Source organism: Colwellia echini, assembly GCF_002843355.2.
GTDB lineage: Bacteria > Pseudomonadota > Gammaproteobacteria > Enterobacterales > Alteromonadaceae > Colwellia > Colwellia echini.
On record NZ_PJAI02000002.1, the window covers coordinates 72166 to 84991 of the forward strand.

Annotated in this window: 9 protein-coding genes; 4 read left to right on the top strand and 5 right to left on the bottom strand. The window is 36.5% G+C overall.

The window, feature by feature from the left end; all coding sequences use genetic code 11:
* The first annotated feature begins 111 nt into the window (after nt 1-111).
* From sbcD to CWS31_RS02875, 4 genes are all read left to right on the top strand, one after another.
* Nucleotides 112-1569 carry an exonuclease subunit SbcD gene (sbcD, locus tag CWS31_RS02860; RefSeq protein ID WP_101343812.1) on the top strand — a complete coding sequence of 486 codons (1458 nt, stop codon included), beginning with the start codon at nt 112-114 and terminating at the stop codon, nt 1567-1569.
* Nucleotides 1566-5573 (top strand): AAA family ATPase, encoded by a 4008-nt coding sequence (locus CWS31_RS02865; RefSeq protein WP_101343813.1) that lies wholly within the window; start codon nt 1566-1568, stop codon nt 5571-5573. Before sbcD ends, CWS31_RS02865 begins: the two co-directional genes overlap by 4 nt.
* 9 nt (nt 5574-5582) lie before the next feature.
* Nucleotides 5583-6482: a DMT family transporter gene (locus CWS31_RS02870; RefSeq protein WP_101343814.1), complete on the top strand. Its 900-nt coding sequence runs from the start codon at nt 5583-5585 to the stop codon at nt 6480-6482.
* A gap of 217 nt (nt 6483-6699) precedes the next feature.
* Nucleotides 6700-7203, top strand: a complete 504-nt coding sequence (locus tag CWS31_RS02875) for an FKBP-type peptidyl-prolyl cis-trans isomerase (RefSeq protein ID WP_101343815.1) — start codon at nt 6700-6702, stop codon at nt 7201-7203.
* A gap of 114 nt (nt 7204-7317) precedes the next feature.
* On the opposite strand, the gene CWS31_RS02880 is transcribed toward CWS31_RS02875, so the two are convergent.
* The 5 genes from CWS31_RS02880 to metG form a co-directional block, all read right to left on the bottom strand.
* On the bottom strand, nt 7318-7902 hold the full coding sequence (locus CWS31_RS02880; RefSeq protein ID WP_101343816.1) for a GGDEF domain-containing protein: 585 nt from the start codon (nt 7900-7902) through the stop codon (nt 7318-7320).
* Between the two features lie 661 nt (nt 7903-8563).
* Complete coding sequence (locus CWS31_RS02885) at nt 8564-9235, bottom strand: carbohydrate-binding family 9-like protein (protein ID WP_246143304.1); 672 nt, start codon at nt 9233-9235, stop codon at nt 8564-8566.
* On the bottom strand, nt 9232-9987 hold the full coding sequence (gene tsaA, locus CWS31_RS02890; RefSeq protein WP_101343817.1) for a tRNA (N6-threonylcarbamoyladenosine(37)-N6)-methyltransferase TrmO: 756 nt from the start codon (nt 9985-9987) through the stop codon (nt 9232-9234). Before tsaA ends, CWS31_RS02885 begins: the two co-directional genes overlap by 4 nt.
* Complete coding sequence (gene rcsF / locus CWS31_RS02895) at nt 9980-10393, bottom strand: Rcs stress response system protein RcsF (RefSeq protein WP_246143306.1); 414 nt, start codon at nt 10391-10393, stop codon at nt 9980-9982. The genes tsaA and rcsF overlap by 8 nt, the downstream gene beginning before the upstream one ends.
* A gap of 200 nt (nt 10394-10593) precedes the next feature.
* Nucleotides 10594-12741 (bottom strand): methionine--tRNA ligase, encoded by a 2148-nt coding sequence (gene metG / locus CWS31_RS02900; RefSeq protein WP_101343906.1) that lies wholly within the window; start codon nt 12739-12741, stop codon nt 10594-10596.
* Nucleotides 12742-12826: the final 85 nt, after the last annotated feature.

A 12826-nucleotide genomic window follows, 5' to 3' on the forward strand; every position in this document is an offset into this window, starting at 1 on the left:
ATCGACTAACGCTGAAGTTAATAAGGCATGTTACTACCCTTAAATTTTTTGTTCAGGTAAACTAAGCTCACTCCTTCAATGTCTTTATTTCTTAGAGCCTGTAACCATTTTATGCGTATTATCCATACATCAGATTGGCATTTAGGCCAGTATTTTTACGGCAAAAGCCGCGCCAATGAACACCAACAATTTCTCAATTGGTTATTAGAACAAGTTAGTTTACATCATGTTAATGCCATTATTGTTGCGGGCGATATTTTTGATACTTCTACACCACCAAGTTATGCCCGCGAAATGTATTTCGATTTTATTGCTAAGCTACATGCCAGTAACTGCCAATTAATTATTTTGGCGGGTAATCATGACTCAGTAGCTATGTTAGCAGAATCGCAATCTGTGTTAGCAAGCTTATCTACTCGGGTCATCACCCAAGTTATCCCAATCTCTATAGCAGAAGAAGCGTTGGAAACAGTAGATGATGAGCAGAGTCAATCTTCGAACGCTTTACAACAACAAGTATTTTCTATTTTAGATGTACACGGTAAAGCCAGCGCAATCATTTGTGCTATTCCTTTTGTGCGTCCTCGCGATGTGAGCAAAAGCCGAGCAGGACAATCCGCCCAAGATAAACAACAAAGTTTACAACAAGGTATCAGTGATCATTATCAAAATTTATACCAACAGGCCTTAGCGTTATCAGTACGTTTGGCTAAAGAGCAGAACTTACCTGAAGGCGAAATACTGCCGATTATTGCCACTGGGCATTTAACTGCTTTGGGGGTTTCGGTAAGTGATAGTAAAAGTGATTCGGTGCGAGATATTTATATTGGTTCGTTAGAGGCGTTTCCAGCAAGTGCCTTTCCACCTGCAGATTATATTGCACTTGGGCATATTCATCGTGCACAAAAGGTGGCTAAATCTGAGCATATTCGTTACTGCGGATCGCCTATACCGTTAAGTTTTGATGAAGCAAGTCAACAAAAAAGGGTATTAGTTGTTGATTTCTCTTCAGGTAAGCTCGCCAAAGTAGATGAGTTAGCCATTCCATGTTTTCAACCATTGTATATGGTGAAAAGCTCGGTAGATGAACTTGAAGTAAAATTACAAGCGACTTTAACTCAATTTAAAAAATATCAAGAAGATTCGCTACAAACGCTATTGGTTAATAAAGCTTGGTTAGATATTGAAATAGACAATGGTGATCACTTAAGTGACTTGTCACAACGTGTTACTGAACTAACTACGGACATGCCGTTTGAAGTGTTGCTAGTGAGACGTAGTAAAAAAGCCCGTCAACGTAGACAAACACAATTTTCACAGCAAGAAAACAGCACGTTGAGCGAATTGTCGTTGGCGGAAGTGTTTGACTCACGCTTATCATTACTTGACTGGCAAACGGATGAAGAAATTGCGCGTAAAAGTCGTTTAAAAGAATTATTTGCACAATTGTCGATTGAATTGTCATTAAATGTAAAACAAGAGAATCAAGTAAAACAAACAGAAAATAGCAATGCGCACCAGAAACACACACAAAATAATACAGATCAAAAAGAGCAAAAGTCGTTATGAGAATTTTAAGTTTACGTTTTGAGAACATTAATTCTCTTAAAGGCAGCTGGAAAATTGACTTTACTCAAGCACCTTTTGACAACAACGGTTTATTTGCGATCACAGGCCCTACAGGAGCAGGTAAAACCACCATACTCGATGCCATTTGTTTAGCACTCTATCACGAAACACCGCGGTTAACTGTGTCTAAAAGTCAAAATCAGCTAATGACTCGCCATACTAGTCATTGTATGGCAGAAGTTGAATTTGAAGTAAAAGGCCAAGCTTATCGTGCTTTTTGGAGTCAAAAGCGTGCACGAAATAAAGTTGATGGTAATTTATTAGAGCCGGTTGCCGAGCTTGCCAAACTTGATGACAGCGCTAATGCTAGTGAAGGAACCATTGTTTCAGATAAGTTAAGAACAGTACGTAGCGATATTAGTGAGTTGACTGGTCTTAATTTCTCACGTTTTACTAAGTCAATGATGTTATCGCAAGGGGAATTCGCGGCGTTTTTAAATGCTCAGCCTAATGATCGCGCACAATTATTAGAGCAACTTACTGGCACAGAAGTTTATGGTGATATTTCTAAACAAGTTTTTGATAATCATAAAAATGCACAAAATGAATTAAAACTATTACAAGCGAAAAGTCAGGGCGTAACTTTATTAGATGACATTAAAGTAGCTGAGCTTGAAGCGTTATTAAGCCAAAATAGTGAAGCAGAAAATGAATTGAGTAAACAATATAATCAAGCTCAACAAGTTAAAAACTGGAGTGTTAGTTTTCATGCTAATGAAGAAGCGTCTAATAGTGCTCAGCAACAATTAACGGCGGTTATTCAGCAAGAGTTAGCCAACAAAGCAGACTTAGATACTTTAGTGCGTGCTAACGTAGCCGAGCCATTACGCTCGGCTTATGAAAAAATAGAGAATGCTAAAGCTGAGTATCAAAAAACGTTACAACAAGTTAATAGCCAAAAAGAACAGTTGTTCACGATTGAAAAAACGCTGTTGGCTAATGAGCAGAAATTAACCGAGTTAAAAAATAGCCAAGCCATTGCTGAAGCTCAACGTAAAACCATAGAGCAAGTCATCAATGAAAAAATTCAGCCACTTGAGCAGGAAATAACACACAATAATAACGCCTTACAAACGATACAAAATGAGTTAACAGCACAAAATAGTACGCTTGCAAGTAGTAAAACTGTATTAATCGCCATTGAAACAGAGCATCAACAGGTATTCACAACAGTTCAAGCACAGCAAACTGTTTTGACTGACGGAGAGTCATTAGCACACCTACACGAAAAACTACCGGTATGGCAGAATAATTATCAGCAGTTAACAAAGTGGCAGCAAGATATAGAAAATACTATTGCAGAGCAAAAACAAGCTGAATTAGCGTTATCGAGATTAGAAGAGCAGCGCCAAGTACAACAAACCGCGATTAAAGAAAGTGAAGGGCACTTACAAGCGTTAAAGGCACATAAAAGTAAATTAATCAGACAAGCAAAGCAGCTTGTTGAGCAAAGCCAAGGCGCACAAATTATATTGCATGATAGCTCACATAATAATTCACATGATAGTTCGAGTAATAGTTCGGGTAATAGTTCGGGTAATAGCCCAGACGATCACAATGTACAAAATAGTGAATTAACCAGTGAGCATCTCAATCAAGCGATACTTGAACAGCAAAACACACAGGTAGGTTTAAAAGAAGCTGAACAGTTAGCTAAACGTTATCATGTGCTGTTATCTGAACAGCATAAGCTCAGCGAGCAACAGCAACACGATACAGAAGCTTTATCGGCTATTGAACAATCACTTGTCGTTCTTCGACAAGAATACAGTGTGGCCAAGCAACAGAAAAAAGATGTTGAAACCTTATTAACACAACAACAAACGATTATGGCGCTAAGTGATCATCGCGCTAAGTTGCAAGCCCATCAATCATGTCCTTTGTGTGGCTCAACAGAGCACCCAGCGATTGATGCATATCAGAGAATTGATAACAACGAACATGAACAACGATTAGCGTACTTAATACAAACATTAGAAAATGTTGAAAAACAGGGTAACGGGCTTAAACAGCAACAGTCTGATCTTAATGCACAAATAAAAGCACAGTATAATAACCTAGAACGCATTAGTGGCGAGCAAAGTGAGATTGAACAACATTGGGCTGCACTTATGGGTAATAATCTTAATTCTCAGCTTGTAAAAGCGAATAACGGAAAAGCTGTAGACTTGTTAGATTTTGTCATCATAGTGCAAATACAAAATGCGTTAATGCAAGTTTTTGAACAACTGACTGATTTACAATTATTACAAAAATCACTCTATGAAAACCACCAAGCCCAACAGCAAAATGCAGAGCAAATTAACCATAGTGATAAAGCACTAACGGCTCAGTTAAACCAAGCTGAAATAGGGCAACAAAAAGCACAATCTTTAGTTGAAAATATTAGCCGTATCACAAATGATTTAGCACAAAAACAGCATGACTTTTCTGCACTAAATGAACAACTTGTTTCGCAAATTATAGCTGAAAAAATACACCTGCCAATAACGCAAAATAATGATGATTTTACACAAATAAAATCTATCTGTATTGACCCTGAGTGGTTATTGACATTAGCGCAAAAAGTACAACAATATCAATTTACCTTGACTAGCTATCAAGCATCTAAAACACAACTTGAAGAGCTTAAACATCAACTAGCTTTACAAAATCAACAGGTCAATCAACAACAAAAGCAAGTTGACCAAAGTAGCGCTCAGTTAAATAGCTGCAGAAGTGAGATATCACGCCTTGAATCGTCACGCGTTACTTTTTTTGTTGAAGCAGGAGTGATTGATGTTAATCTTCAAGATGTTGTTTTATTGAGGGAAAGTATAAGTGATGAAAGAGATCATGCAGTAGCTGAATTGGCTTTAATTGAAAAGGGATTTAACGATAAATTAGCTGATAAACAAGATCGTAAAGGCCAGTTAACGACTGCTGAAAGTCAATTGTCAGCTTTGTTATTACAAACGGAAAGTGTCAATAAACTTTGGCAGACAGCATTAAGAGCAAGTGAATTTGAAAATGAAAAACAGTTTTTATCAGCGTTGATAAGTGCGGAGAAAAAGCAACAACTAACGCAACTTTTTAATGAACTTGATGACAGTAAAAAGCAAGCGCAAACATTGCTAGCGCAAAGCGAAAAAACAGCTGAGAAATTGCATGTCGAAAAGCTAAGTTTATGCGAGCAAGGAGCCACAGATTTTGAATTAAATTCATTGGAAAGTACGTTAGTTAAGTTAAGCGATTCATTAAAACAATGTCAGCAAAAAATAGGGCAGATATCACAGCAAATAACACAAGATAAAACCAATAAAACAGCGCAACAGTCTTTATTAGCTGACATCAAAAAAGCACAAAATGATTTAGATGATTTAAGCCATTTAAATGCACTTATTGGCTCAGCTGATGGTGCTAAATTTAGAAAATTTGCACAAGGTTTAACATTAGCTAATTTGGTCCATCTTGCTAATTTACAACTAGAACGGTTATTTGGTCGTTATCAATTACAATGTCAACAAACAGATACCTTAGCGTTAGAAGTAGTTGATACTTGGCAGGGAGATACCGCGCGTGATATTAAAACCTTATCAGGCGGAGAAAGCTTTTTAATTAGTTTAGCATTGGCTTTAGCGTTATCTGATTTGGTAAGTAATAAAACCAGTATCGACTCACTCTTTCTTGATGAAGGCTTTGGTACCTTAGATAATAATACCTTAGAAGTTGCTCTCGATGCCTTAGATAACCTAAATGCGAGTGGTAAGATGATTGGTGTGATTAGTCATGTTGATGCTTTAAAAGAGCGTATAGGCGTACAAATAAAAGTTCAAAAGCTCAGTGGCTTAGGTGTAAGTAGTTTAGAGAAGCAGTATCAGTTTACTGAAAATCTTGATGAGCAACCTGCAGAGTCTAGTAACGATATATCAAATGGCTCACAAACTAACAGTAAAATAGAGTAGGGAACACTTTTGGAAATTTGGATTTATTTTACTTTACTGGCTGCTTTCATGCAGGCGGTAAGAACAGCAGGTCAAAAACAGTTATCAGGTAAACTTAACTCTATGGCTAATACCGGTGTTAGGTATCTGTTTGCTTTACCTTTTGCTTGGTGTTACTTGTGGTGGTTACTTGATTACCGACAAGCAGTTATTCCTGAACTTAACAGCCAATTTCTTCGATACGCACTGATTGCTTGCGTGATGCAAATAGTAGGAACCGCCTGTTTGGTTGCAGCCTTTCGCTATCGTAACTTTGCTGTTGCAACCAGTTTAGCAAAAACAGAAGCAATTCAAGTGGCTGTTGTTGGTTCTTTAATCTTTGGTATAAGTTTATCCGGTTTAGGTTGGTTTAGCGTTGTGGTTGGTGTTATTGGTGTATTTTTAGTTTCTAAAGTGAAGTTTAATTTACGCGATATTATTTCTGACTCGCAAAGTTTAGTGGGCGTTGGTTATGGTTTAGGTGCAGGTTTAGGTTTAGCCATAACTACGTTATTGATTCGAGAATCAAGCCTGGCTTTAAATACCGACTTAATGATCAGTGCGGCTGTAACTCTAGTATTTATGATCACTGTACAGTCGTTAATTTCACTCATCTATGTGCTTATTGAGGATAAATCACAATTAAATAAAATGTTTAGCCATTGGCGTTTATGTTTATTTGTTGGCATTACTAGCTTATTAGGCTCTATTGGCTGGTTTACTGGGGCAAGCTATCAAAATGCCGCTTATGTTAAAGCGTTAGGGCAAGTCGAATTTTTCATTACCTTAGCCTTAACCTATCGTGTATTTAAAGAAACCATCACTTTGAAGGAATATATTGGAATGGCATTAATTATTTTGAGTGTGATGATCTTATTATTGTGGGCCTAGTTATTATCATTGCAACTGTTGTATACATGGAATAACTTTGTACTGTAAATCGCTCGTAATGAGACACAATACCGACTATTTTAATTGATTACTGGGCTAAGCAAGGTAGAATGGCGGCATTAAATAACATAGCTATATATTTTGCTTATATGCTTAACCTAATGCGTATAAATAATAAATTAAGCCGTAAATCCAAAGTAATAATGAAGAGAATACTATGAAAATCGCTGAAAAAACTGTTGCCCACTTTCACTACACACTTAAAAATGAATCTGGTGAAGAACTAGAATCATCAAATGGTCATGAGCCATTAGCTTATTTACATGGCGCTAATAATACTTTACCTGGTTTAGAAAAAGCACTTGAAGGTAAAGAAAAAGGAGATAAATTTTCTGCAACGTTACAACCTGAAGAAGCTTACGGTGAATATCAGCAAGGCCTAGAGCAACGTGTACCAGTTAAACATTTACACGGCTTACCTAGCAAAAATGCGACATGGAAAAAAGGTATGACAGCGGTTGTACAAACAGAGCAAGGTCAACGTCAAGTAACCGTAGTAAAAGCGGGTAAATTTATGGTAACTGTTGATATTAACCCGCCATTAGCAGGTAAAGTATTAACCTTTGATATTGAAATTGTTGACGTGCGCGCAGCAACTGAAGAAGAAGTTACTCATGGCCATGTACATAGTGCTGATAGCAGTTGTGGGCATGATCACTAGTCGATAAAATAATATACAACACAACTAAAAATGGCTAAGTAGTTTAACTACTTAGCCATTTTTTATGGTATTAACTTTATATTTTAGCAAATTTAAGTTATTTAATAAGAAAATTTAAGCAGCTTTTCTTGCTTTAAGTATTTCTTCTTTAGCTCGACTAATTATATGGTGCAAGTCTTCGCCATTTGCTTGAGAAGCACCTGCGCTGCAGGTAATTTCAGTACCCTTTGACCAAGTCATTCTTTTGATAGTTTGACTAATTTTATTCGCAAGTTTAGTCGCATCTTTCAGTGGCATATCAGGACAAACCAAAACTAGTTCTTTTAAACTCCAGCGTGCAAGTAGATCTCTATCGCCACAGCAGGTGTTAATAATTTGATTAACAATTTTTTGTAAATTTTTATCTGAAGCCGTAGTAGAGAATTGACGAACATGATCGTCAAAATAATCCAGTTCAATAAAAATAAGGCTCATCTTAGATAATTCAGAAGGAACTATTTGATCAAAATAACTACTTAAACCAATACGACTTAATGCCCCTGTTAAAGGACAGATCATGTTGGCGAACTCATCTTCTTCAACGGTTTGAGCACGCTCTTTCACTATTTTTTGTTTAATCGTTTTTAAGAAGCCAAAAGCTTTAGTAAGTTTTGAAGATATGCCTTGTTTTTCAGCTTCTTTATTGACTGCAGTTTTCATCAAAATGTTCTCTTGAGGTTTAATATCTGTTAAATGGCTACTTTTGTGTAACACGATATTAACATATTTTAGTGGGAATAATAGTTATTAAACATAAAAATTTTAAATATTCAGGATTTATTACTCTTGTGTCACCCTATATTAAGTAGCACTAAAGTACAATTTAACAGAGTATTTAAATTTATAAAGCTATAAATTGCAAAGATTTGTAATTACTTTATTTATCAAGTGGCAGGAAGTAAAATGTCAGTTATGGAGCTTTGGAGTTTATTGAACTTTCGATGTAACTTTTACAGAAACATGTTTGATATTTAAATAAGCCAAGGCAGAGCATGCAAGTGTTGCTGGCTAGATGAATACGGGAAAATGAAATTGAGTTAGTTAATTATATGAATAGTCAGTAATTAGTAGCTTAGTAACAAAAATATAACATCGTTTTAGCTATTGTTCTGCAAGTCGAGAAAACGAGTCAAATAACACGGTATTGGAAGCTTTCATTACGCGACTGATTTAAGAAAGCACAAGATAATTAGGTTTGCAGTATTGTGCTTATCCGAGTTAAGTAAAATAATAAGCGTTAAAGAAAGGGCAGCTAATAGTTTAATTAATGACTGATTTTTAAAAACTCAAAATAAAATAGCTAAGCGATCCCGAGTTGCAGCTAAGAAACAAAATATAACTCACCAAAAAACTCGGGTCGATGGTAGTCAGGGGTTGATACCTCGATATTATTCCACACGGCATACTGTGGTTCTATCCTTCCGCCGCAACGGTAAAAATTAGCAAACCACTTTTCTTTATTAACTTTCTCTTCTGTTAGCTGCTCAATGACAGAAAATGGTATGGCTAGCTCGATAGTCCAACTACTATCAGTATCATTTTCTATTTTTGTTAATGTGTTGATAGTACTAGTAGACTTTATTTTTCGAGCTATTTCGGGGCTAATGAACCGACGGTTATCTCGATTACCGCCATAGGCAAGATGCAATGTTCCGCAACAATTTACTTCTACATTGAGATAACTATTACCGAGTATTCCAGATGGGCTAAAAAAGAACTCAACGCAAGAATCTTGGCAAATTAACATGTGATTTAATTGCGTTTGTTTAGCATAACTGTACTTGTCTTGGGCGTTTATTTGTAAAAATAAAGTATCGTTGTTGGCACAAAGCTTTACTTGAGTTTGTTGTTGCAAACCAGTTTCATACCAAGGGAACTGATTAATGTTTAATGCTTCAATGTTTTGCCAATCAGGCATATTGTAACTGTCATTATGTGTAGTTTGTGTACTTTCATTGGTAAATTTCGCGGCTTTAATTACATACTTTTTCATAATTGACCTTGCGTTATGTTCATGACGGTTATGCACTCTAACGAGGTAAACTGCCATTGGATGTTTAAGTTGTATAAACTCATGCCGTAAACTTTATCGTCAGCTTTACCTTGTTTATAAGCGGGTCTTGGATCCTGTTTTAATACTTGCTCGATAAGTAAGATCAAATCATAGTCAGCGTGTAAATGATTATCGCCTTCATCTTGCTTTGATAAATGAGATAACTTTGCTAAATCTATTTTAGCTTGATGACTAAATTCAACGGAAACATTACTTTTGGGTTGTTCTTGTGCAAAACCGCCTATGGCATCACTGATTGAATCTGAGTAGGGCACATAAGGCTTTATATCAATAATTGGCGTGCCGTTTAATAAATCTAACCCCGAGATATGTAAAGTGATTTGTTTGTGTTCACGGGTGACTTTGTCAAGCTTAACCACTGACATACCAATAGGGTTTGGTCGAAAGGTAGAGCGAGTTGATAATACCCCTGTTTTAACATTACCACCAAGACGAGGCGGACGAACAAGCGGTTTCCAACCTTGCTCTTGTGTTTCATGAAATACAAAAATCAACCATAAGTGACTAAATTGTTCGATATCACGCACGAGATCAGTATTATTAGCTTCACCTAAAAGTATTACTTTGCCTTTAGCGGCGCTCACTAAATTAGGTTGGCGTGGTATAGCAAATTTTTCTTGATAAGGTGACTCAATTGTAGCGATAGGCGTAAAACTAAAGTTATTATTCATTTGATGTAACCACTTTGTAAGCTTTCCCGTAGCAAACTATCTGCGCAACACAGTGTTGCGCATCGATATTAATGCAGCTTGTAAAAATTACCGCATTGGCTTTTTGAGCGTAAGCCGATTGTCTTGCTTGAGTTCGGGCATTGATAGGATCTGGTGGTGCTAAGTGTGCTTTGGTTTGGCAATCATCACCTTCGACTAAACCAACGAGTTCAAAAGGCCCTGGAAATTCTTTTATATTGTTATAAATTTTAACATTACTAGCACTAAAGTATTGATCGGCATTGTCAGGTTTAACATTACTATTAAAGGCATAATTACCGCTACAACTTGAGATAAGCGTAGTAATGACAGATATAGTTACTGCGCAGAGTAACAGTTTATTGTGTTGATGAAAAAATTTAATCACGGTTGATTACCTAATATATTGATTTTATGAAATTGTTTACGTTAAATTTATTTTTTAAAATGAATACATAATCCCAATACTTTTAAATCAAAAGTCATAAAAATACGGATATAAAAAAAGGTATAGTGGATACTATACCTTTTATATCATGTAAAAATCCTACATTTGTATAATATTATGTAGCTATTTTGTGTTGATAATTACTTAACTCGCATACCTGCTATAGCGCCTTCATCAGGATTTAATATCCATAAATCTTTATCGCCAGGTCCTGCCGCCAATACCATGCCTTCTGACATACCAAAGCGCATTTTACGTGGGGCTAAATTTGCTACCATTACCGTATGCTTACCAATTAGGTCTTCAGGTTGGTAAGCTGACTTTATGCCGGCAAATACTTGGCGTGTTTCAGTGCCTGCTTCATCAAGGGATAAAGTAAGTTTTAATAACTTATCTGCTTTTTCAACATGTTCAGCGTTAATGATTTTAGCGATACGTAAATCAATTTTTGCAAAATCTTCAAATTGAATTTCTTCAGAAATAGGATCAGCTGCTAACGGATCAGCTAGAGCTGCAGAGTTATCTACAACTTTCGCAGCTTTTGCGGTTTTTTGTTTCTTTGCAGGCTTTTCTGCAGTTGCTGCGCCACCCATGTTTTCTTTAGAAGCGTCAGTCATCGCATTGACTTTATCCATCTCCACACGTTGCAATAAGGCTTTAAACTTATTAATTTTATGGTCAGTTAATAAGACTTTATGTCCTTCCCACGTTAGGTCGTCATTTAAAAAGATTTCAGTGTTTTCAGCTAGAGCAGGTAATACTGGTTTTAGATAAATCATTAACGTACGGAACATGTTAATGCCTAATGAACAGATATCTTGCACTTCTTGCTGTTTAGTTTCGTCTTTAACTAACTGCCATGGTTCTTTAATAGCAATATATTCATTAACTTTGTCAGCCAATGCCATGATTTCACGCATTGCGCGGCCAAAGTCACGTGCTTCATAATGAGCGGCAATACTGTCACCGGCAGCCATTACTTCATCAGCTAAGGCTTGGTTGTCAATATTAATAGACAACATGCCATCAAAGCGCTTGGTGATAAAACTTGCACAACGTGATGCTATGTTAACTACTTTACCTACTAAATCAGAGTTTACGCGTTGGGCGAAATCTTCAAGATTTAAATCTAAATCATCAATTTTGTGCGTTAATTTTGCAGCGAAGTAATAACGTAAGTATTCAGGATTTAAATGCGTTAAATAGGTACTTGCTTTAACAAAAGTACCTTTTGACTTAGACATTTTTTCGCCATTAACCGTAACAAAACCATGGGCATATACAGCAGTAGGTTTACGGTAATCAGCACCTTCTAACATTGCCGGCCAGAAAAGGCTATGGAAGTTAATAATGTCTTTACCGATAAAGTGATAAAGCTCAGCGTTAGAATCTTTATTCCAAAAACTGTCAAAGTCGATATTATCGTTTCTATCACATAGATTTTTGAAACTGCCCATATAACCAATAGGTGCATCTAACCATACATAGAAAAATTTACCTGGGGCGTTAGGGATTTCAAAACCAAAATATGGTGCATCGCGGCTAATATCCCACTGCTTCAAACCTTGTTCGAACCATTCGCTTAGCTTGTTTGCTACTTCTTCTTGCAGTGTACCGCTGCGGATCCAGTCTGCTAACATGGTTTCAAATGCTGGTAAATCGAAGAAGTAATGTTCAGAGTCTTTTAATACTGGTGTTGCACCAGAAATCGTCGATCTCGGGTTTAGTAACTCTGTTGGAGAATAGGTGGCACCACAGTTATCACAGCTATCACCGTTTTCATCTTCACTTTTACATTTAGGACAAGTTCCTTTAACAAAGCGATCCGCTAAAAACATGCCTTTTTCAGGATCATATAATTGCGAAATAGTACGCGTTTTAATATGTCCTTTAGCATGTAAGCTATTGTAAATCTTTTCAGAATATTCTTTGTTTTCATCACTGTGTGTTGTGTGATAGTTATCAAAGCTGATGTGAAAATCAGCAAATTCTTTGATGCGCTCTTCACGTACACCTTTGATCATTTCTTCAGGTGTAATGCCTAGCTCTTGCGCTTTTAGCATAATTGGTGTGCCGTGAGCGTCATCTGCACAAACAAAATAAGTTTCATGGCCGCGCATTCTTTGAAATCGGACCCAAATATCAGTTTGAATATGCTCTAGCATATGGCCTAAATGAATAGCGCCATTAGCGTATGGCAGGGCACAAGTAACTAAAATTTTACGCCTTTGTGGTGTTGAACTTGATACAGCGTTTGAAGGTGCTTTTGATAAAGTAGTGTCAGTCATGAAAAATAGTTGTATTTTGATGGTAATAAAGGCGGCAATAGTACAGAATTTAGTGAAGATTTTCATTAGTTGAATGCAACTAATT